Source organism: Psychrobacillus insolitus, assembly GCF_003254155.1.
GTDB classification, from domain to species: Bacteria; Bacillota; Bacilli; order Bacillales_A; family Planococcaceae; genus Psychrobacillus; species Psychrobacillus insolitus.
Genome location: NZ_QKZI01000006.1, coordinates 37,238 through 59,807, shown reverse-complemented (window position 1 = coordinate 59,807; position 22,570 = coordinate 37,238). Strand labels below are relative to the sequence as shown.

General features: G+C 38.4%; 22 protein-coding genes, 1 pseudogene and 2 other annotated features. All 23 genes and pseudogenes read left to right on the top strand.

Annotated features, from left to right (window positions below):
* Window positions 1–8 precede the first annotated feature (8 nt).
* The 23 genes and pseudogenes from C7437_RS12705 to rpoB all read left to right on the top strand — a co-directional run bounded on the left by C7437_RS12705 (window position 9) and on the right by rpoB (window position 22,532).
* Window positions 9–554, top strand: coding sequence for a UvrB/UvrC motif-containing protein (locus tag C7437_RS12705; RefSeq protein ID WP_111440111.1), 546 nt, complete (start codon window positions 9–11; stop codon window positions 552–554).
* Entirely contained in the window at window positions 544–1,641 is a 1,098-nt protein-coding gene (gene mcsB / locus C7437_RS12700; protein WP_111440110.1) for a protein-arginine kinase McsB, read from the top strand. The genes C7437_RS12705 and mcsB overlap by 11 nt, the downstream gene beginning before the upstream one ends.
* Window positions 1,638–4,097, top strand: coding sequence for an ATP-dependent Clp protease ATP-binding subunit (locus C7437_RS12695; RefSeq protein ID WP_111440109.1), 2,460 nt, complete (start codon window positions 1,638–1,640; stop codon window positions 4,095–4,097). Before mcsB ends, C7437_RS12695 begins: the two co-directional genes overlap by 4 nt.
* Window positions 4,098–4,224: 127 nt before the next feature.
* A complete protein-coding gene (gene radA / locus C7437_RS12690) occupies window positions 4,225–5,595 on the top strand; it encodes a DNA repair protein RadA (RefSeq protein WP_111440108.1) in 1,371 nt (456 codons plus the stop codon).
* Window positions 5,596–5,718: 123 nt separating this feature from the next.
* On the top strand, window positions 5,719–6,807 hold the full coding sequence (locus C7437_RS12685) for a PIN/TRAM domain-containing protein (RefSeq protein WP_111440107.1): 1,089 nt from the start codon (window positions 5,719–5,721) through the stop codon (window positions 6,805–6,807).
* A 70-nt stretch (window positions 6,808–6,877) separates the two neighbouring features.
* Window positions 6,878–7,570 (top strand): 2-C-methyl-D-erythritol 4-phosphate cytidylyltransferase, encoded by a 693-nt coding sequence (gene ispD / locus C7437_RS12680; RefSeq protein ID WP_111440106.1) that lies wholly within the window; start codon window positions 6,878–6,880, stop codon window positions 7,568–7,570.
* Window positions 7,571–8,050 (top strand): 2-C-methyl-D-erythritol 2,4-cyclodiphosphate synthase, encoded by a 480-nt coding sequence (gene ispF / locus C7437_RS12675; protein ID WP_111440105.1) that lies wholly within the window; start codon window positions 7,571–7,573, stop codon window positions 8,048–8,050.
* 71 nt (window positions 8,051–8,121) lie between these two features.
* On the top strand, window positions 8,122–9,585 hold the full coding sequence (gene gltX / locus C7437_RS12670) for a glutamate--tRNA ligase (protein ID WP_111440104.1): 1,464 nt from the start codon (window positions 8,122–8,124) through the stop codon (window positions 9,583–9,585).
* A 58-nt stretch (window positions 9,586–9,643) separates the two neighbouring features.
* Window positions 9,644–9,870, top strand: a binding site (T-box leader).
* A 59-nt stretch (window positions 9,871–9,929) separates the two neighbouring features.
* Window positions 9,930–10,589, top strand: coding sequence for a serine O-acetyltransferase (gene cysE, locus C7437_RS12665; protein ID WP_111440103.1), 660 nt, complete (start codon window positions 9,930–9,932; stop codon window positions 10,587–10,589).
* The gene (gene cysS, locus C7437_RS12660; protein WP_111440102.1) at window positions 10,589–11,989 is read left to right on the top strand and encodes a cysteine--tRNA ligase; all 1,401 of its coding nucleotides are present in this window, start codon (window positions 10,589–10,591) and stop codon (window positions 11,987–11,989) included. The genes cysE and cysS overlap by 1 nt, the downstream gene beginning before the upstream one ends.
* Before the next feature lie 4 nt (window positions 11,990–11,993).
* Window positions 11,994–12,416: a Mini-ribonuclease 3 gene (locus tag C7437_RS12655; protein ID WP_281269965.1), complete on the top strand. Its 423-nt coding sequence runs from the start codon at window positions 11,994–11,996 to the stop codon at window positions 12,414–12,416.
* Window positions 12,413–13,177, top strand: a complete 765-nt coding sequence (gene rlmB, locus C7437_RS12650) for a 23S rRNA (guanosine(2251)-2'-O)-methyltransferase RlmB (protein ID WP_111440101.1) — start codon at window positions 12,413–12,415, stop codon at window positions 13,175–13,177. The genes C7437_RS12655 and rlmB overlap by 4 nt, the downstream gene beginning before the upstream one ends.
* Window positions 13,178–13,181: 4 nt before the next feature.
* Window positions 13,182–13,691 carry an NYN domain-containing protein gene (locus tag C7437_RS12645; RefSeq protein ID WP_111440100.1) on the top strand — a complete coding sequence of 170 codons (510 nt, stop codon included), beginning with the start codon at window positions 13,182–13,184 and terminating at the stop codon, window positions 13,689–13,691.
* A gap of 70 nt (window positions 13,692–13,761) precedes the next feature.
* The gene (gene sigH / locus C7437_RS12640; protein WP_111440099.1) at window positions 13,762–14,406 is read left to right on the top strand and encodes an RNA polymerase sporulation sigma factor SigH; all 645 of its coding nucleotides are present in this window, start codon (window positions 13,762–13,764) and stop codon (window positions 14,404–14,406) included.
* Window positions 14,407–14,477: 71 nt separating this feature from the next.
* Window positions 14,478–14,633, top strand: a pseudogene (gene rpmG / locus C7437_RS12635) (50S ribosomal protein L33); the annotation flags it as partial.
* A gap of 43 nt (window positions 14,634–14,676) precedes the next feature.
* Entirely contained in the window at window positions 14,677–14,862 is a 186-nt protein-coding gene (gene secE / locus C7437_RS12630) for a preprotein translocase subunit SecE (RefSeq protein ID WP_111440097.1), read from the top strand.
* Between the two features lie 104 nt (window positions 14,863–14,966).
* On the top strand, window positions 14,967–15,500 hold the full coding sequence (gene nusG / locus C7437_RS12625) for a transcription termination/antitermination protein NusG (protein WP_111440096.1): 534 nt from the start codon (window positions 14,967–14,969) through the stop codon (window positions 15,498–15,500).
* A 169-nt stretch (window positions 15,501–15,669) separates the two neighbouring features.
* Window positions 15,670–16,095 carry a 50S ribosomal protein L11 gene (rplK, locus tag C7437_RS12620; RefSeq protein ID WP_139176005.1) on the top strand — a complete coding sequence of 142 codons (426 nt, stop codon included), beginning with the start codon at window positions 15,670–15,672 and terminating at the stop codon, window positions 16,093–16,095.
* Between the two features lie 130 nt (window positions 16,096–16,225).
* Complete coding sequence (gene rplA / locus C7437_RS12615; protein WP_111440095.1) at window positions 16,226–16,921, top strand: 50S ribosomal protein L1; 696 nt, start codon at window positions 16,226–16,228, stop codon at window positions 16,919–16,921.
* A 44-nt stretch (window positions 16,922–16,965) separates the two neighbouring features.
* Window positions 16,966–17,107: a sequence feature (ribosomal protein L10 leader region), on the top strand.
* A gap of 31 nt (window positions 17,108–17,138) precedes the next feature.
* Complete coding sequence (rplJ, locus tag C7437_RS12610) at window positions 17,139–17,639, top strand: 50S ribosomal protein L10 (protein WP_111440094.1); 501 nt, start codon at window positions 17,139–17,141, stop codon at window positions 17,637–17,639.
* Between the two features lie 70 nt (window positions 17,640–17,709).
* The gene (gene rplL / locus C7437_RS12605; RefSeq protein ID WP_111440093.1) at window positions 17,710–18,069 is read left to right on the top strand and encodes a 50S ribosomal protein L7/L12; all 360 of its coding nucleotides are present in this window, start codon (window positions 17,710–17,712) and stop codon (window positions 18,067–18,069) included.
* Between the two features lie 78 nt (window positions 18,070–18,147).
* Window positions 18,148–18,750, top strand: a complete 603-nt coding sequence (locus tag C7437_RS12600; protein ID WP_111440092.1) for a class I SAM-dependent methyltransferase — start codon at window positions 18,148–18,150, stop codon at window positions 18,748–18,750.
* A gap of 227 nt (window positions 18,751–18,977) precedes the next feature.
* The gene (rpoB, locus tag C7437_RS12595) at window positions 18,978–22,532 is read left to right on the top strand and encodes a DNA-directed RNA polymerase subunit beta (RefSeq protein WP_111440091.1); all 3,555 of its coding nucleotides are present in this window, start codon (window positions 18,978–18,980) and stop codon (window positions 22,530–22,532) included.
* Window positions 22,533–22,570: the final 38 nt, after the last annotated feature.

Sequence of the window (22,570 nt, the reverse complement as noted above, 5' to 3'; positions counted from 1 at the left end):
GTTGATAAGTGATTTGTGAAAATTGTAAGCAAAGACCAGCAAAAGTGAAGGTTACACAAATGCACAACGGAGACCACTTTGAAAGGAATTATTGTGAGGTCTGTGCAAATAGTCTTCATCCGTTTTATGAAGAGTATAAACAAGATCCTTTATCACTTCACCAACTTCTTTCAAACTGGTTCAATCACTCTGAACAACAACCGGTACAACAACGAATGGATACAGCAGAGGTAGTGTGCGAAGAATGTGGATGGACTTTTCAACGTTTTCTAAATGAAGGGAAGTTTGGCTGTGGTTCTTGTTATAATAGCTTCCGTGTTCAACTACCAAGTGTTTTCAAACGCCTACACAACGGGAATACGACACATGTAGGAAAAGCACCTGGCGCATTCGGTGAAATATTAGAGCTGAAAAAAAGAATCGAGGCCACGCGTGTACAGATGAAGGAAGCTGTACAGGCGGAAAATTTCGAGGAAGCAGCTAAGTTGAGAGACGAAGCAAGAAAACTGGAAAGTAAGCTTGCTACTGGGGGTGATGAAACACATGGTGATTGAAAAGTTTTTGGATAACTCTCTATCTAGTTGGATGGCTGGACGCGGGGAGCATTCAGATATTGTGATGAGTACTCGAATCCGTTTAGCAAGAAACTTGACCGGTTATCGTTTTCCTTTAGCATTTACAGAAGATGAAGCACATAGAATTGACCAATCGATTTCTGCCACGCTTTTGGATGCATCTGAGGAACTTCAAATGAATATTTCTTCCGTTCAAATCAAAGATCTATCTGAACTGAATCGCCAAGTCTTAGTAGAGAAGCATTTAATTAGTCCGAAGCTTGCAAACTCTCGAATTGAAGGTTCTGTTTTATTGTCTGAAGATGAGTCAGTGAGCGTGATGATTAATGAAGAAGACCATATTCGTATGCAATGTCTATTTCCTGGACTACAAATTGAAGAAGCTTATGCACTAGCTGATAAAATAGATCGGATTTTAGAAAAGGAATTATCCTACGCTTTTGATGAACAATTTGGTTATTTGACTAGTTGTCCTACAAATACCGGAACCGGGTTACGTGCATCCGTTATGATGCATTTACCAGCTTTAACAATGTCAAAGCAAATGAATCGAATTGTAACGATCATTTCTAGATTAGGAATGGTTGTTAGAGGTATATACGGTGAAGGTAGTGAAGCGCTCGGTAATGTGTATCAAGTGTCGAACCAAACGACACTTGGAAAAACAGAAGAAGATATCCTTGCCGATCTTCAAAGCATCACAGAGCAAATTATACAAAAAGAAAAAGAAGCAAGAAGTGCACTATTAAAACATTCTGCTAATACATTAGAAGACCGGTTATATCGTTCGTTAGGAACGCTGTCGTATGCTCGTATTATGACCACAGAAGAAGCAGGGAAATGCTTGTCTGATGTACGTTTAGGAATAGATATGGGTCTAATACAAGATGTAGACGTAACCATATTGAATGAATGTATGGTATTTATGCAACCTGGATTTTTACAAAAATTTGCAGGAGCTACATTGAATACTTCAGAACGAGATATGTTTCGAGCGAAGTTAATTAGGGAAAGGTTACAGAAAATGGGAGAAAAAAGGATAACCAAAGGAGAGGAACTTGCATGATGTTCAATAGATTTACTCAAAGATCACAAAAGGTACTACAGTTAGCACAAGAGGAAGCTATTCGTTTAAAACATGACTCTATAGGAACGGAACATATATTACTTGGGCTTTTACGAGAAGGTAGTGGGATTGCTGCAAAAGCTTTAGAAGCAATCGAAGTCGATCCAAAAGTAATTGAAGCAGGGGTTGAAGAGTTAGTAGGATCTGGTACAGAAGATGTTGGTCCGATTGTTCATTACACACCTCGCGCTAAAAAAGTTATTGAGCTTTCGGTAGATGAGTCACGTAAGCTTGGTCATTCATACATTGGAACAGAGCATTTATTGTTAGCTTTGATCCGAGAGGGTGAAGGAGTTGCAGCGAGAGTATTAAATAATTCTGGTGTTAGTTTAAACAAAGCTCGTCAACAAGTGTTGCAATTACTAGGAAGTACAGACCAGTCACATACCAATGGTGCTAATAATGCTGCACCCGCTAGTACGCCAACATTAGATAGTTTGGCGCGTGATTTAACGCAAATTGCTAGAGAAGGTACATTGGATCCTGTTATAGGACGTAGTAAAGAAATTACTCGTGTAATTGAAATTCTTGCTCGTCGTACAAAAAACAATCCTGTATTAATCGGGGAGCCTGGTGTTGGTAAAACAGCAATAGCAGAAGGTCTTGCACAACAAATTGTACAAAATGAGATACCTGAAATCTTGCGTGACAAGCGTGTTATGACGTTAGACATGGGTACAGTAGTTGCTGGTACAAAATACCGTGGGGAATTCGAAGATCGTTTGAAAAAAGTAATGGATGAAATCCGTCAAGCGGGCAATGTTATTTTATTCATCGATGAGTTGCATACATTAATCGGAGCGGGTGGAGCAGAAGGTGCTATTGATGCATCTAATATTTTAAAGCCAGCACTTGCTCGTGGAGAAATTCAATGTATTGGTGCTACAACACTCGATGAATACCGCAAATATATTGAAAAAGATGCAGCACTGGAACGTCGTTTCCAACCAATTCAAGTGGATGAGCCATCTGTAGATGAAGCAATTCAAATAATTTACGGTTTACGTGACCGTTATGAAGCGCATCACCGCGTGAAAATCACAGATGAAGCTGTGGAAGCTGCAGTTAAAATGTCTGATCGCTACATTTCCGATCGGTTCTTACCAGATAAAGCAATAGATTTAATCGATGAAGCGGGTTCAAAAGTTCGTCTTCGTTCGTATACTACGCCACCAAATTTAAAAGAACAAGAAACCAAGTTGGAAGCAATACGTTCAGAGAAAAACGCTTCGGTTCAAAGTCAAGAATTCGAAAAAGCAGCATCATTTAGAGATAAAGAACAGAAGTTAAAAGAAGAACTAGAAAAAATGAAAGACTCTTGGAAAGAAAAACAAGGTAAAGAAGAATCAGAAGTAACAGTTGAAGATATCGCAGCAGTTGTTTCTATGTGGACGGGAGTGCCAGTATCTAAACTTGCACAAACTGAATCTGATAAGTTATTAAAAATGGAAGATACTCTGCATGAAAGAGTGATTGGCCAATCAGAAGCTGTAGATGCTATTTCAAGGGCAATCCGTCGTGCACGTGCAGGGTTGAAAGATCCTAAGCGTCCAATCGGTTCATTTATCTTCCTTGGACCTACTGGTGTTGGTAAAACTGAACTAGCGCGTGCTTTAGCCGAAGTAATGTTCGGTGACGAAGATGCGATGATCCGAGTGGATATGTCTGAATACATGGAGAAACATTCAACTTCTCGTCTAGTTGGTTCACCTCCAGGATATGTCGGTTTTGAAGATGGTGGACAATTAACAGAAAAAGTTCGTCGTAAACCATATTCTGTCATCCTTTTAGATGAAATTGAAAAAGCACATCCAGATGTCTTTAATATTCTTCTTCAAGTGTTGGAAGATGGACGATTAACGGATTCTAAAGGACGTACAGTCGACTTCCGTAATACAGTAATCATCATGACTTCAAACGTTGGAGCAGAAGCACTTAAATACAATAAATATGTTGGATTTAATCTGCAAGAAAGTGGAAAAACAGATTACAAAGATATGAAAGGCAAAATGCTAACAGAGCTTAAAAAAGCATTCCGCCCAGAGTTCTTAAACCGTCTGGATGAAATGATCGTGTTCCATTCATTAGAAAGAGTTCACTTAAAACAAATTGTATCTCTTTTAACACAACAATTAGCAAAACGTTTAAAAGAACAAGGTATTGAACTAGAGTTAACAGAAGCTGCGCAAGAAAAGATTACTACTGAAGGATACGATCCTGCATATGGTGCGCGACCATTACGTAGAGCGCTACAAAAACATGTAGAAGATCGCCTTTCTGAAGAGTTATTAAAAGGCGAAGTTTTAGCTGGCCAACATGTAGTCTTTGATGTAGAAAACGATGAATTCGTTGTACGCACGAAAGCAGTGGTAGCAGTACCAGTACCAGAAAACTAATATTGCGGGCATTCCGAAATTTATTTGCGGAATGCCCTTTTTTCAATTCTAGCGCAAGTATACCTTGCTCCTCTCGGGGGTAGTAATAGGTACTGGCACTTTTGGTCCATAGGAGGAAATGGAAATAATGGCGAAGAAGAAAACGAAATTTATGTGTAATTCGTGTGGCTATGAATCTGCAAAGTGGATGGGAAGATGTCCAGGTTGCGGAGAATGGAACACGATGGTAGAAGAAGTGGAAGTCGTTTCTAAAGGGCCAAAGCGTTCTTTTCAGCACTCTACAGGAGTAGTCCAAAAAGCAACTTCTATCCTTGCGATAGAAACCGAAGAAGAGCCACGAGTAAAAACCGAGTTAGTAGAGTTTAACCGAGTTTTAGGTGGGGGAATTGTGCCAGGATCGCTTATATTGATAGGTGGAGATCCAGGTATAGGAAAATCAACTTTACTTTTACAAGTATCAGCACTTTTAGCAAATAAGGGAGAGCGTGTTTTATATATTTCTGGTGAGGAATCCATAAAGCAGACAAAGCTTCGCGCGGTACGCCTTGGTGTCACATCGGCAGAACTTTATATTTATGCTGAAACGAACCTAGAGTTGATCAATGAAACAATTGATAGTGTAGAGCCCCGTTTTGTCATTATCGACTCGATTCAAACGGTACATCACCCGGAAGTAGCAAGTGCTCCAGGAAGTGTCACCCAGGTTCGAGAGAGTACAGCAGAACTGATGCGGATTGCGAAAACCAAAAATATTGCTATCTTTTTAGTTGGACATGTGACGAAAGAAGGACAAATTGCGGGTCCAAGGATACTTGAACATATGGTAGACACTGTTTTGTACTTTGAAGGAGAACGTCACCATACGTATCGGATTTTGCGCTCACAAAAAAATCGTTTTGGTTCTACTAATGAAATTGCCATCTTTGAAATGGTACAGCAAGGTCTTAAAGAAGTATTGAATCCTTCTGAACTGTTTTTGCAAGAGCGATCCCACGGTGCCGCGGGTTCTGCGATTGTTGCATCTATGGAAGGAACGAGACCAATTCTCGTGGAAATTCAGGCGCTTGTAACTCAATCAAGCTTTAATTATCCTAAAAGAATGGCTACAGGAATTGATCAAAATCGAATATCTTTATTGATGGCGGTTCTTGAAAAGCGTATGGGATTATTGTTGCAAACCCAAGATGCTTATATAAAAGTTGCTGGTGGAGTGAAATTAGACGAACCTGCCATCGATTTAGCCGTCCTAGTAAGTATCGTATCAAGTTTTAAAGATACGGGTGTAACACCGACCGATTGTTTTATAGGAGAAGTAGGGTTAACTGGCGAAGTGAGAAGAGTGTCCAGGATTGAGCAACGTGTTCAAGAAGCGGCTAAATTAGGATTCAAACGAGCAATAATTCCTGCATCAAATTTGGGTGGATGGGATTATCCAACGGGAATTCAGGTAATTGGTATAGAATCTGTAAATCAAGCGATGAAAGAAGCATTTCAATAAGAATGAAGAATAATTCGATGTGTTAGACATTAAAGGGGGACGTTTAGTAGTTTCCCTTGTTCCCTACAATAGACTTATATGGAATTTAGGAAGTATAATAAGAAATAAATGGAGGTGAGATATGTGTTGAAATGGATTATTCAAATTGTTTTTATTTTAATAGGTGGTACTCTGGGGTTATTATTTTTACCGAACTTATACGATTTCATTAATTTATCCGAAATCCCCTTACTACAGAATGCATATGTTTCAGTTTTAATTGGAGCGGTGTTATTATATGTCATTGCATTATTCTTAACGGATTATGTAATTCATTTTATTAAATGGATGGAAGAAAGGCTTTTAAAGGCACCGATTGGAGATCTACTATTTGGGACGCTTGGTTTAGTTATTGGGTTAATCATTGCATTTTTCCTTGGATCCGCAATTAATAATATTGCTATTTCCGGAATTGGTTCGATTGTGCCGGTATTATTGTCCATTGTCTTAGGATATTTAGGATTCCAGGTTGGATTTAAAAAACGGGATGAATTACTGCAAGTTTTTACTACATCTAAGCAACAGACAATTAAGAAAAAGGGGAATGAGGAAGATACTCAAGCCCTCAGTTTAGGGACATATAAACTCCTTGATACTAGTGTTATTATTGATGGTCGTATTGCCGATATTTCAGAAACAGGATTTATAGAAGGTGTGTTTGTTGTACCTCAATTTGTACTTACGGAACTGCAGCATATCGCGGATTCCTCTGATACGTTAAAAAGAACAAGAGGTCGTCGTGGGTTGGATGTGTTGAAAAAACTCCAAACTGAGCGTGCCTCAGCAGTTTTAATAGTAGAACAGGACTTTGAAGATATTCAAGAAGTGGATTTGAAATTAGTAAGACTGGCGAAGAAAATGAATGGTATAGTCGTGACAAATGACTTTAATCTGAATAAAGTATGTGATCTTCACCAAGTGCGTGTACTCAATATTAATGACCTTGCAAATGCTGTGAAACCAGTTGTTATTCCAGGGGAAATAATGCATGTGGTAGTTATTAAAGATGGGAAAGAGCATAATCAAGGCGTTGCATATTTAGACGATGGAACAATGATTGTTGTTGAAGGCGGTAAAACTTACATTGGACAAGCGATCAATGTAGAAGTAACAAGTGTCCTTCAAACATCTGCGGGACGAATGATTTTTGCCAAACCACAAGAATCGAAATAATAGAACGGGGTTGTTACCTAGATTTAAATAGGTAAACACCCTTTTTCTATGCTTAATAGGAGGATAATTAATGGGGTATACTGTATTATTACCTGCTGCAGGAAGTGGAAAACGTATGGGTGCAGACAGAAATAAGTTATTTCTAGAGTTTAACAATGTATCCATTTTAATACATACATTACGTGTATTTGAGTACGATCAGATGTGCAAGCATATTGTGTTAGCCGTAAAAAAAGAGGAACAAGAATTTATTGAACAACTAATTTTTGAATACGGAATTACAAAAGTGGTTGCCATTACAGAAGGCGGAACCGAACGTCAACATAGTGTTTATGCCTGTCTGAAGGTTTCGCCATCTAAAGGAATTGTTTTAGTTCATGATGCAGCTCGTCCTTTTATTAAACAGAGTGTTATTCATCAATTGGTTGAAAAAGCACAACAGTCAGGAGCAGCGATAGCAGCGGTTCGTGCAAAGGATACGATGAAAAAGGTGGATAATGGTATAATTCAAGAAACAGTTGATCGGGAGAGTTTATGGATAATCCAAACTCCACAAGCTTTTCAGTACGATGTATTGGAAGAAGCGGAAAGATTAGCAGACGAGGAAAGCTTTGTAGGGACAGATGAATCGATGCTGGTTGAACGATTAGGTAAGTGTGTTCACATTGTCGAAAGTACGTATGACAACGTAAAAATGACGACGCAAGAAGATCTTCTGCTTGGAGAAGTAATATTAAAAAATCGTGAGCGGGAGGAATTATAAATGATACGAGTTGGTCAAGGGTTTGATGTTCATGAATTTGCAGAAAATCGTCCTTTAATTATTGGAGGAATTGAAATACCTCATGAAAGAGGTTTAATCGGTCATTCTGATGCAGATGTATTGTTACACACAATTACAGATGCCGCACTTGGAGCAATTGGAGAAGGGGATATAGGGAGACATTTTCCAGATACAGATCCAGATTTTAAAGATGCGGATTCGGCAAAGTTGCTAGAGCATATTTGGAAGTTAGTAGATGCGCGTGGATACAAATTGGGGAATATCGATTGTACAATTATTGCACAAAAACCAAAAATGGCACCGTATATCGAAACAATTCGTGCACGTGTTGCCGAGTTATTGCAAGCTGATGCATCACAAGTAAATGTAAAAGCAACAACGACCGAAAAGCTTGGATTTACTGGGCGTGAAGAGGGAATTGCTTCAATGGCGACTATTCTACTTGTCAAAAAAGACTAACTTTTAATAACTGGTTAGCAGTGGTAAAATAGATGGAGTTTATATACGCACGAAAACTAGGAGGATATACAATGACACAAGAAGTTCGCGTACGCTACGCACCAAGTCCAACAGGGCAATTGCATATTGGAGGAGCACGTACAGCATTATTTAACTATTTATATGCACGTCACCATAATGGGAAATTCATCGTTCGAATCGAAGACACTGATATTGAACGTAATATCGAAGGTGGCGAGTTGTCACAGTTAGAAAACTTGAAATGGTTAGGTATAGACTACGATGAATCGGTTGATATCGGTGGACCTTACGCACCGTATCGTCAAATGGAACGTCTAGATATCTATGTAAAACATGCAGAAGAAATGATCGAAAAAGGACATGCTTATAAATGTTTCTGTACTTCAGAAGAATTAGAAGTAGACCGTGAAGTGCAAAAAGAAAAAGGAGTAGCCGCTCCAATGTATAATGGTAAATGCCGTCATTTATCTGCTGAAGAAGTACAAGCTAAAGAAGCAGAAGGTGTATCATTCACTATTCGTATGCGTGTGCCAGAAAACGTAACATACGCTTTTGATGATTTAGTTCGTGGAACGGTATCATTTGAGTCAGTAGATGTGGGAGATTGGGTATTAGTGAAAGCTAATGGCATCCCTACTTATAATTATGCTGTAGTATTAGATGATCATTTTATGGAAATTTCACATGTCTTCCGCGGAGAAGAACATTTATCTAATACACCTAAACAACTGATGGTATTTGATGTATTTGGATGGAAGTATCCAGAGTATGGCCATATGACACTAATTATTAATGAAAGCCGTAAAAAATTGTCAAAACGTGATGAGTCAATTATTCAGTTCATCTCACAATATAAAGACCTTGGGTACTTACCTGAAGCGATGTTTAATTTCTTTGCTTTACTTGGATGGTCTCCTGAAGGGGAAGATGAAATCTTTTCTAAAGAAGAATTCATTAAAATGTTCGATGTCAATCGTTTATCTAAGTCGCCGTCTATGTTTGATAAACAAAAACTAACTTGGACGAACAATCAATATATTAAACAACTGCCGTTAGAGAACGTAGTAGAACTTGCGCTACCTCATTTACAAAAAGCGGAACTTCTCCCTGCAGAATTGACAGAAGAAGAGAATACTTGGGCGACAAAACTAATCGCTCTTTATCATGATCAACTGAGTTTTGGGGCTGAGATTGTTGAAATAGCTTCACAATTCTTTGATCACGAGCTTGTATATACTGAAGAAGCAGCAGAAGTCTTAGCGGGAGAACAAGTACCGGAAGTTATGGCTGCATTTAAAGTGCAATTAGAAGGACTGGAAACATTTGATGCACCTGACATAAAAGCTGCAATTAAAGCGGTGCAAAAAGAAACTGGTCATAAAGGTAAAAACCTGTTCATGCCAATTCGTGTCGTAACAACTGCTCAAACTCATGGTCCTGAATTAGCTGATGCAATTAGCTTAATAGGGAAAGAAAAAGTTATTGCTCGCGTTGCTAAATACGCAAAACAATAAGATTGACTTTCTAGCTATTAGATGTGAAAATTAGAATACAAATTTCAAATAGAAGTAACAGAAAACCGAGAAGAGGATAAGTAAGTAACGCATGTTCAACAAGAGAGGACCATCACCGGCTGTAAGTGGTCTGAACCAATGTGTTACTGAAATGCACCTTAGAGTGCCATGCCGAACTATATAGTAGGCTGGACGCTTCATCTGCGTTAAGAGATGTAAAGAGGAAAAGGTTGTAATAATTGCCTTTTCAATCAGAGTGGAACCACGCCTAATAGTGTCTCTGTCTATATTTTATATATAGACAGAGACGCTTTTTATTTTTTTGGTAAAAGGGGATGGAAAAAATGTTTGAGCGTTTGAAAGAAGATATTGCTGTCGTTTTTGAACAAGATCCTGCAGCAACAAGTACTTTAGAGGTAGTCCTAACTTATTCGGGTTTACACGCAATTTGGAATCATCGAATTGCGCATGCTTTATATAAAAAGAACAGGTTTTTCTTAGCCCGTGTCGTCTCGCAAATTAGCAGGTTTTTTACAGGTGTTGAAATACATCCAGGAGCCGTAATTGGGCGCAGATTATTTATAGATCATGGTATGGGAATTGTAATTGGACAAACATGCGAAATAGGTGATGACTGCACACTTTATCAAGGTGTTACGCTTGGTGGGACCGGCAAAGAAAAGGGAAAGAGACATCCAACGTTAGGCAATAATGTGCTTGTGGCAACAGGTGCGAAAATAATAGGATCTATTACTGTTGGGGATAATAGCAAAATTGGAGCGGGTTCTGTTGTGTTAAAAGATGTTCCGATGAACTCAACTGCAGTAGGAATCCCGGGAATAGTTGTTATTCAAGATGGTAAAAAAGTGAAGCGAAATTTAGATCATCAAGATTTGCCGAATCCAGTGGGGGATCGTTGCAAAAAGATGGAGTTAAGAATAGAAGAGTTAAATGAAGACATCCAAAAACTTTCAAGAGATTTAAAAAAGGAGAGAAATCTGTAATGGCGATTCAAATATTTAATTCATTATCGCGTGAAAAAGAACCTTTTGTTCCAATGGAAGAAGGAAAGGTCAAAATGTATGTATGTGGTCCTACTGTCTATAATTATATTCATATAGGGAATGCTCGACCTGTTATTGTATATGATACAGTTCGAAAGTATTTTCAATACCGTGGATATGAAGTGACTTACGTATCGAACTTTACTGACGTAGATGACAAAATTATTAATGCGGCAAATAAGCTAGGAGAAGATGTTTCGGAATTAACAGAGCGTTTTATCCAAGCTTACTTTGCGGATGTTGAAGCGCTGGGGTGCAGCAGAGCAGACGCTCACCCTCGTGTAACTGATCACATGATAGAAATAATTGATTTTATAAAAGTGTTAGAAGAAAAAGGATATGCCTATGAATCGCAAGGAGATATGTATTACCGTACGAGAAAGTTCGATGGTTACGGAAAGCTATCTCACCAATCAGTAGATGATTTAAAAGTTGGCGCACGAATCCAGACAGGTGAAAAGAAAGAAGATGAACTAGACTTTGCTCTTTGGAAAGCAGCAAAACCTGGTGAAATTTTCTGGGAAAGTCCATGGGGCCAAGGCCGTCCGGGATGGCATATTGAATGTTCTGTAATGGCTCGTGAAATACTAGGGGATACAATTGATATACATGCTGGAGGGCAAGATTTAACATTCCCTCATCATGAAAACGAAATTGCTCAGTCAGAAGCTAGAACTGGTAAAACATTTGCGAGATATTGGATGCATAATGGGTATATTAATATTGATAACGAAAAAATGTCGAAATCATTAGGGAACTTTGTACTAGTAAATGATATCCGCAAACAAATTGATCCGCAAGTGTTGCGCATATTCATGCTTGGAGTGCACTATCGTCATCCGATTAATTACTCGCAGGAATTATTAGAGCAAGCAGAAGCAGGACTTGATCGTATTCGTACAGCTTATGCAAATGTATTACATCGTTTAGATGCAACTGCAGATTTAGGAGATCATGATGATATTTGGCTTCACAAAATAGAAGAAGTAAAAGAACAATTCATTATTGCAATGGATGATGACTTTAATACAGCAAACGGTATTGCGGCAGTTTTCGAGCTTGCCAAAGTGGCGAATACGTATTTATTGGAAAAACAAACTTCTGCAAAAGTATTGAAACAATTCATCGCGATATTTGATGAACTTACTGGAGTATTAGGGCTTTCTTTACGAGTAGAAAAAGAAGTGCTAGACGAAGAAATTGATGCATTAATTGAAGAGCGTAACAAAGCTCGAAAAGATCGAAACTTTGCACGTGCAGATGAAATAAGAGATCAATTGAAAGAAATGAATATTATTTTAGAAGATACCGCACAAGGTATTCGTTGGAAAAGAGGATAAGCTTGTGGAAAAATTTAAATTATCAGATGTAAAACAATTAAACTCACTAGCCCTAGCGTATATGGGCGATGCTGTACTCGAACAATTTGTAAGAGAACATCTTATAAAATCTGGTCGAGTGAGACCAAACATTTTGCATAAAGAAGCAACTAAGTACGTCTCTGCTAAAGCACAAGCAACAATTGTTCGAGAAATGTTAAACACTGGTTTTCTCACAGCAGAAGAGGAAGCCGAGTTAAGAAGAGGTAGAAATGCTAAATCAGGTACGGTGCCTAAAAATACCGATGTCCAAACATATCATTATAGTACTGCATTTGAAGCGGTTATTGGGAGTTTGTATTTAAGTGAGCAAACAGAGCGTTTACATGAAGTACTTCAATTTTCATTAGAATTTATTGATAAGCAGAAAGGGGAGAGCAAGAAATGACAACAGACCAACCAGAACAAACAGGAGAAATTATAGCAGGGAAAAACCCGGTCGTAGAAGCACTCCGTTCGGGGAGAGATATGAATAAAGTGTGGATTGCAGAAGGTGTGCAAAAAACAGGAGTTTCTGAAATAATTCAGTTGGCAAAAGAAGCAGGTATCATTGTTCAATTTGTCCCTAAAAAGAAATTAGATGGACTGACTGACGCGAATCATCAAGGAATTGTTGCTTCTGTTGCGGCTTATCGTTATGCAGAGTTAGATGATTTGTTCAACCTAGCAGCTAGTAAACAAGAAGATCCTCTTTTTATTATTTTAGATGAAATTGAAGATCCGCATAATCTTGGTTCTATTATGAGAACTGCTGACGCTGTAGGTGCACACGGTATTATCATTCCAAAAAGACGAGCGGTAGGGTTAACTGCCGTTGTTGCAAAAGCATCTACTGGTGCGATTGAGCATATACCGGTATATCGTGCTACCAATTTGGCCCAAACGGTAGATGAGTTAAAAGAACGTGGTGTATGGATTGCAGGGACAGACGCTTCCAAATCAACGGATTATCGGAATATGGATGCAACCCTTCCTTTAGCGCTTATTATTGGTAGTGAAGGAAAAGGAATGAGTCGACTATTAAAAGAAAAGTGTGACTTTCTTTACCATTTGCCAATGGTCGGTCATGTAACGAGTTTGAATGCGTCCGTTGCTACGGCGATACTTCTCTATGAAGTGTTGCGCGTAAGACGTCCCTTAAAAGGATAAGACGATGCAAATTCTTCTTGTCGATGGTTATAACATCATTGGCGCATGGGTTGAGTTAAGAAAGCTTAAAGAAGATAAATTAGTAGATGCAAGAGACCGATTGATTGAACTAATGGCAGAGTATAAAGCTTTTACAGGTATTCGAGTAATTGTCATTTTTGATGCACACTTAGTTCCAGGTATTGAAAGTAAGCAAAAGAAATATGATGTGGAAGTAATTTATACAAGAAAAAATGAGATTGCAGATGAAAGAATAGAAAAACTAACACAAGAACTTAGTGGTCGTAAAGTTGAAATTTATGTAGCTACTTCAGATTTGACGGAGCAACGAGTGATATTTGGACAAGGGGCTTTAAGGAAATCTGCAAGAGAACTTGAAATTGAAGTGGAAGATATTTCCCGAAATATTACAAAGAAAGTGAAGCGTATCCAGGGAAATAAACCCAATTCAGAACTACCTTTATCTGCTGAAGTTGCCGAAATTTTCGAAAAATGGCGCAGGGGAATGAAATGATTGATTGACGCTGTAAATTTGCTTCCTGTATACTGACATTAACTGTTCGTAGACTGTCGAGGTGACTTCATTGGAAAAGACGGAACATAATCTACAAAAATTGAGTAGTTTACAAGATGAAGAGCTTGTAGAAATGGTTCATCAGGGAAACACTGAAGCACTTGATTTTTTGATTACGAAGTATCGCTCATTCGTTCGGATGAAAGGTAGATCATACTTTTTAATCGGGGCGGATAAAGAAGATATTCTTCAAGAAGGAATGATTGGTTTATATAAAGCGGTTCGGGATTTTCGTGGGGAAAAACTTTCTTCTTTTCGGGCATTTGCAGAGTTATGTATTACTCGACAAATTATCACGGCGATTAAAACAGCAACTCGGCAAAAGCATATTCCACTGAATTCTTATATATCACTTGATAAGCCTATTTACGATGAAGAATCAGATCGTACGCTTATGGATATGATCGCTGGTTCGGTAGTAGATGACCCAGAAGAATTAATCATTAAAAGAGAAGATATCGATTACATGGAAGGTAAGATGTCTGAGATTTTAAGTGAATTAGAGCAACAAGTGCTTGCTTTATATTTGGATGGACAATCTTATCAAGAAATCTCAGAAGAGTTAAATCGACATGTAAAATCAATTGATAATGCACTACAGCGCGTTAAAAGAAAACTAGAACGTTTTATGGAGATTGGTAGTAATTATGCATAAGCACTGGGAATTTGTTGACATGGTTTCTGTAAGGTGATAATCTTGAAAAAGAATTATACGCAAAAAAAGGTGATAAAATGACAAAGAAAATTGTCTTGAGTTGTGAACAATGTGGTAATAGGAATTATACGATCCCGGCATCAAAAGATAGTGCAACAATTCGTATAGAACGAAAAAAGTATTGTACGCATTGCAATGCACATACGCTTCACAAACAAACACTTTGAGTATGCAAATAAGATAGATTTTCCCTGTGGAGGTTTAGCTACAATGGCTAATATTGGTGGATTTTTTAAAAATGTAATGTCTGAAATGAGAAAAGTAAGCTGGCCTAAAAGAAAAGAACTTACAAAATATACTGTTGTAGTGTTATCTACAGTTATTGTAATGGCTATATTTTTCGCTATAGTGGATTTGGGGATTTCAGGATTATTCCGTTGGTATTTAGAATTATAAAATGCGATATGATAATATTTATTGGAAAATAGCCCGTCTAAGTTAGTGAACGGGTTTTTTTATTTGTCTGAGAAAAGGGGGGAAGGACGACTAGTCCTGTAACTATGGAGAAAAATTGGTATGTAGTTCATACGTATTCTGGGTATGAAAACAAAGTAAAAGCAAATTTAGAAAAACGTGTTGAAACAATGGGAATGAATGATAAAATTTTCCGAGTTTTTATCCCTGAACAAGAAGAAACAGATTTTAAAGATGGAAAAAAACGGGTCGTTTTGAGAAAAACTTTTCCTGGATACGTGTTTGTAGAGCTTATTATGACAGATGACGCTTGGTATGTTGTTCGTAATACACCGGGTGTAACTGGGTTTCTTGGTTCTTCAGGTGGAGGAACAAAACCAACATCTTTACCACCAGAAGAAGTTCAGTCAATGTTGAAACAAATGGGTATGAATGAGCGTAGAGTAGAAGTAGACTTCACTGTCGGAGAAATGGTAGAGGTTCTAGAAGGGCCGTTTGCGAACTTCCATGGTAAAGTAGAAACGATTGAATTTGATAAAGGTAAAGTAACGGTTTCTGTAGATATGTTTGGTAGAGAAACAAATATGGAACTAGATTTTGATCAAGTAGCAAAAATATAATTTTTTTACCACTTGCGAAAAAAATGAAAAAGTGGTATTATTTCTAAGGTCAGACTGAAAATATGTCTGTATTAATTTTCTAATGTTATCAGCGCAGAGCTGAGAGACAGATATTTGAGTGGGAGGGGCAACCCAATTACCACATCACGGACTTAAGGAGGTGTGTCTCGTGGCTAAAAAAGTGATTAAAGTTGTTAAATTACAAATTCCTGCTGGTAAAGCAAACCCAGCGCCGCCGGTTGGTCCTGCATTAGGACAAGCGGGTGTTAATATCATGGGATTCTGTAAGGAGTTCAACGCACGTACTGCAGATCAAGCAGGTCTAATCATTCCGGTTGAAATTTCTGTATTTGAAGATCGTTCTTTTACTTTCATTACAAAAACTCCCCCGGCAGCAGTGTTACTTAAAGTAGCAGCTGGTATTCAATCTGGATCAGGTGAACCAAACCGCGTAAAAGTGGCAACGGTAAAACGTGAAAAAGTTCGCGAAATCGCAGAACAAAAAATGCCAGATTTAAATGCAGCGTCTGTTGAAGCAGCTATGTTGATGGTTGAAGGTACTGCACGCAGCATGGGTATCACAATCGAAGACTAATAATTAATGTGCATCATTCATATGATGCATTTGTTTTTGGAAGGTTGTAGTTGTTCTTAGGGGATAACTACAACCTTTACACGTGGGAGGTTTATTCCGCTAAAACCACTATCAAGGAGGACATTTTAAAATGGCTAACAAAGGTAAAAAATTACAAGAAGCAGCTAAATTAGTTGAGTCTAACAAAGTATACACAGCTAAAGAAGCGATTGAGCTTGCTAAAAAAACAAGCACAGTTAATTTTGATGCAACTGTAGAGGTTGCTTTCCGTTTAGGAATCGATACTCGTAAAAATGACCAACAAATCCGTGGAGCAGTAGTGCTACCAAACGGTACTGGTAAAACTCAACGCGTATTAGTATTCGCTAAGGGTGAAAAAGTAAAAGAAGCTGAAGCTGCTGGTGCAGACTACGTAGGCGATGCTGAATACATCAACAAAATTCAACAAGGATGGTTTGACTTCGATGTTATCGTAGCTACTCCAGACATGATGGGTGAAGTTGGTAAAATCGGTCGTGTACTTGGACCTAAAGGCTTAATGCCAAATCCAAAAACAGGTACAGTTACATTTGACGTAACTAAAGCAATCGAAGAAATTAAAGCTGGTAAAGTAGAATACCGTGCTGACAAAGCCGGGATCATTCATGCTCCAATTGGTAAAGTTTCTTTCGAGGACGATAAACTAGTAGAAAACTTCTTAGCGGTATTTGAAGTAATTCAAAAAGCAAAACCTGCTGCCTCTAAAGGTATTTACATGAAATCTGTAAATGTTACTACTACAATGGGTCCAGCTGTTAAAGTTGACGCATCAAGTGTTGCAAAATAAAATTATTGACAGACAAAAGTCTATCTGATAAGATGGCTTTTGTTGTTAAATATACATTCGTACCGAAGACAGTAGGAGTGACTTGTCACTTAATAACCTACCGAGGACAAGTAAATTCAGATTCTTATTAGATGATGACTTTCTGCCTCTGTCTATTCGTAGATTAGAGGCTTTTCTTTTGTCGGTATAAATGGCCAATCTTATAGGAGGTGCCAAGATGAGCAAAGCAATTGAAATTAAACAAGTGCAAGTTCAAGATATTGCAGAGAAATTTAAAGCTGCTGCATCTGTAGTAGTAGTTGACTACCGTGGTTTAAACGTTGCGCAAGTAACTGAACTACGTAAACAACTTCGTGAAGCTGGCGTGGAATTCAAAGTTTACAAAAACTCGCTTACACGTCGCGCTACTGAAATTGCTGGAGTTGATGGGGTTAACGAATACCTTGTTGGTCCAAACGCAATTGCATTTTCTAACGAAGATGTAATCGCACCTGCAAAAATCATAAATGATTTTGCTAAAAAGAACGAAAAGCTTGAAATTAAAGCTGGTATCATTGAAGGAACTGTTTCTTCAGCTGAAGATGTTAAAGCATTAGCGGAACTTCCATCTCGCGAAGGTCTACTTTCTATGCTTCTTTCAGTACTTCAAGCTCCAGTACGCAATTTTGCACTTGCAACAAAAGCTGTTGCAGAACAAAAAGAAGAACAAGGCGCATAATTTATTACGCGGCTTAACGAAAAAAGGGCATATAGCCTAAAAAACTATCCAATCATAGGAGGAAAATAACATGAATAACGAACAAATTTTAGAAGCTATCAAATCAATGACAGTTCTTGAGTTAAACGACTTAGTAAAAGCAATCGAAGAAGAATTCGGAGTAACAGCAGCAGCTCCAGTAGCAGCAGCTGCAGGCGGTGCTGTTGTAGCTGAAGAACAAACTGAATTTGATGTAATCCTTACTTCTGCAGGAGCTCAAAAAATCAAAGTAATCAAAGTAGTTCGTGAAATCACTGGTCTTGGCTTGAAAGAAGCTAAAGAAGTAGTAGATAGCGCTCCTAAAGCTGTTAAAGAAGGCGTATCTAAAGAAGAAGCTGAAGCGTTCAAAGCTCAACTTGAAGAAGTTGGCGCAGGCGTAGAAGTTAAGTAATTTTTGTACAGTTCGAAGAAAAAAGCTCGTCAGTTAACGACGAGCTTTTCTTTGTTTGTATTATGGAGGGTTATTGAAGTGTCTGATCATTATTACTCTAGAAAACCTCAAACGGAGAGCAAACCACGCCATTGGAATTTTCCTTTGCTTGGTCATAATTTTCGATTTGAAACAGATACTGGTGTATTTAGTAAGAGCGAAGTAGATTTTGGCTCCCGTGTATTAATCAATGCTTTTAAAGTGCCTGATCTAGAAGGAGACTTTTTAGACGTAGGGTGTGGGTATGGTCCTATTGGACTTTCATTTGCAAAAGCGAATGAAGAGAGAACAGTTCATTTGGTAGATGTTAACACACGTGCAATCCAACTTGCGGAAAAAAACGCTGCTGCTAACGGGATACAAAATGTGCGAATCTATGAAAGTGATGGATTGTCAGCAGTTAACACTGCAAACTTTGCGGCTATTATAACTAATCCACCCATCCGCGCTGGAAAGGAAACAATTTTTCGTTTTTACGAGGAATCTTTCGAGAAATTGGCTTCAATGGGAGAATTGTGGGTTGTGATTCAAAAGAAACAAGGGGCACCATCAACTTTTAGTTATTTAGAAGAGATTTTTGGTCAAGTAGAAATTGTAGATAAAGAAAAAGGTTACTGGATTTTAAAAGCTACAAAAGATTGACTTGACAAAATCGCTATGATATTATAAGAAAATGCAAAAATATTATTTTGAGGACGTGTGCCCTTTTGTATAAAAGTAGTAAATATGGGTATACTGGCCGAGAAAAGTTTAATTAATCAAAAATGAGCTCTTATTTAGAACTCGTTTTCTTTTTGTCTTTTCGATATCATACACTAATTTGTTGATATAGAAAAGACCTATTATCGCTTTATTGAGGGGTGAATGAGTTGACAGGTCAACTAGTTCAGTACGGGCAACACCGCCAGCGCAGAAGTTTTGCGCGTATTAGTGAGGTTCTAGAACTTCCGAATTTAATCGAAATTCAAACAGTATCATACGAATGGTTCCTCGAAGAAGGATTACGTGAAATGTTTAAAGATATTTCACCGATCGAGGACTTTACAGGCAATCTATCACTTGAATTTGTCGACTATAGTTTAAGTGATCCAAAATATTCAGTCGACGAATCAAAAGAACGTGACACAACTTACGCTGCACCACTTCGCGTAAAAGTACGTCTCCATAACAGAGAAACGGACGAAGTAAAAGAACAAGATGTCTTCATGGGAGATTTCCCATTAATGACTGAAACGGGTACTTTTGTGATCAATGGTGCTGAACGAGTAATCGTATCTCAGTTAGTCCGTTCACCAAGTGTTTACTTCCATGATAAAACAGATAAAAATGGTAAAAAAGGCTTTGGAGCAACAGTTATACCGAACCGTGGTGCTTGGTTAGAGTATGAAATTGATGCCAAAGACGTTGTTTACGTTCGTATAGATCGTACTCGTAAATTACCTGTAACTGTTTTACTTCGTGCTTTAGGCTTCGGAACAGATCAAGAAATCATTGATTTAATCGGAGACAATGAATATTTAAGTAACACGCTTGAAAAAGATAACACAGAAACGGCTGAAAAAGCGTTACTTGAAATCTATGAGCGTTTACGTCCTGGTGAGCCACCAACAGTTGAAAGTGCAAAGAGCTTATTATACTCGCGCTTCTTCGACCCAAAACGCTATGATTTAGCGAATGTTGGTCGTTACAAAATGAATAAGAAATTAGATATTAAAAATCGTCTGTTTAACCAAACAGTAGCTGAGACGCTAGTGGATCCAGAAACAGGTGAGATTTTAGTAGAAGAAGGTACACTTATTGATCGTCGTGTACTAGATCGATTGATCCCTTATTTAGAAAGTGGGATTGGGTTCAAAACATTATCGCAAGTTGGTGGTGTTTTAGACAACGAGATCACGATTCAATCAATTAAAATTTATGTGCCAAATGATGAAGAGAAAAAAGTGATTAATGTTATCAGTAATGCGTATGTGGAAACTGAAATTAAAAACATCACGCCAGCAGATATTATTTCCTCTATTGGATACTTCTTTAACCTTTTATATAACGTTGGGAACACAGATGATATTGATCATCTCGGTAACCGTCGTTTACGTTCAGTAGGAGAGTTATTACAAAACCAATTCCGTATTGGTCTTTCTCGTATGGAACGTGTGGTTCGTGAACGTATGTCTATTAATGACACACAAACTATTGTTCCACAACAATTGATTAACATTCGTCCTGTTATTGCGTCTATCAAAGAATTCTTCGGTAGCTCTCAATTATCTCAGTTCATGGACCAAACAAATCCACTTGCTGAGCTTACTCATAAACGTCGTTTGTCTGCACTTGGGCCCGGTGGTTTAACGCGTGAACGTGCTGGATTCGAAGTACGTGACGTTCATTACTCTCACTATGGTCGTATGTGTCCAATTGAAACTCCTGAGGGACCAAACATTGGACTGATTAACTCACTTTCAAGTTTTGCAAAAGTAAATAAATTTGGATTTATTGAAACACCATACCGTCGTGTTGATCCTGAGACTGGATTAGTAACTTCACGTATTGACTACTTAACTGCTGATGAAGAGGATAACTATGTGGTTGCTCAAGCGAACTCTATTTTATCTGATGAAGGTGCATTTGCTAAAGAAGAAGTAGTTGGTCGTTTCCGTGGAGATAACACAGTATTTAGAAAAGACCAAATAGATTACATGGACGTCTCGCCGAAACAAGTAGTTTCTGCTGCGACTGCATGTATTCCGTTTTTAGAAAACGATGACTCCAACCGTGCGCTTATGGGAGCAAACATGCAACGTCAAGCGGTTCCATTGTTGAACCCAGAAGCACCATTCGTTGGAACAGGTATGGAACATGTAAATGCTCGTGATTCAGGTGCTGCAGTAGTTGCTAAGTATGCAGGTATTGTAGAGCATGTTGAAGCAAGAGAAATTCGAGTTCGTCGCATTGAAGAAGTCGATGGTAAAGAAGTAAAAGGTGACTTAGTCTCATACAAAGTACACAAATTCGAACGATCTAACCACGGGACATCTATTAATCAACGCCCAATTGTTCAAGTTGGAGACACTGTAAAACCACTTGATATTCTTGCAGATGGTCCTTCTATGGAAAAAGCAGAGTTAGCTTTAGGACGTAACGTTCTAGTAGCGTTCATGACATGGGACGGATATAACTACGAGGATGCCGTTATTATGAGTGAACGTCTAGTGAAAGACGATGTATACACTTCAGTTCATATTGAAGAGTATGAATCAGAATCACGTGATACTAAGCTTGGGCCGGAGGAAATCACAAGAGATATTCCAAACGTCGGAGAAGATGCACTTCGCAACTTGGACGACCGTGGAATTATCCGTATTGGTGCTGAAGTTCGTGATGGAGACATTCTAGTTGGGAAAGTAACACCAAAAGGGGTTACAGAACTAACTGCAGAAGAGCGTTTACTTCATGCAATCTTTGGAGAAAAAGCACGAGAAGTTCGTGATACATCACTGCGTGTACCCCATGGTGCTGGTGGGATTATTTTAGATGTTAAAGTCTTCAATCGTGAAGATGGAGATGAGTTATCTCCTGGAGTTAACCAATTAGTCCGTGCTTATATCGTTCAAAAACGTAAAATCTCCGTTGGAGATAAAATGGCCGGCCGTCATGGTAACAAAGGGGTTATCTCTCGTATCCTTCCGGAAGAAGATATGCCTTACCTTCCAGACGGAACACCAGTTGATATTATGTTAAATCCACTGGGCGTACCTTCTCGTATGAATATTGGGCAAGTATTGGAGCTACATTTAGGTATGGCTTCAAAAATTCTTGGTATCCATACGGCATCTCCAGTATTTGATGGTGCCAACGAAGAAGATGTTTGGTCGACAATGGAAGAAGCGGGACTTAACCGTGATGGTAAAACGACCCTTTATGACGGTCGTTCAGGTGAACCATTTGATAACCGCGTTTCTGTTGGGGTTATGTATATGATTAAACTTGCCCACATGGTTGATGATAAGTTACATGCTCGTTCAACTGGACCTTACTCACTAGTTACGCAACAGCCTCTTGGAGGGAAAGCGCAATTCGGTGGACAACGTTTCGGAGAGATGGAAGTATGGGCTTTAGAAGCTTATGGTGCTGCTTACACACTACAAGAAATTTTAACAGTTAAATCCGATGACGTTGTTGGACGTGTAAAAACGTATGAAGCAATTGTTAAAGGGGAAAGTGTTCCAGAACCTGGTGTTCCTGAATCATTCAAAGTATTGATCAAGGAATTACAAAGTTTAGGGATGGATGTTAAAATGTTGAACATTAACGAAGATGAAATTGAGCTTCGTGATTTAGATGAAGATGAAGATTTACCTGCAGCTGACGCACTTGGGATTTTGCCAGTGGTGAATGAAGAAGAACCAGTTGGAACTGTAGAATAAAAGCCAATAATAATCGGACAGGTGATACCTGTCCGTAT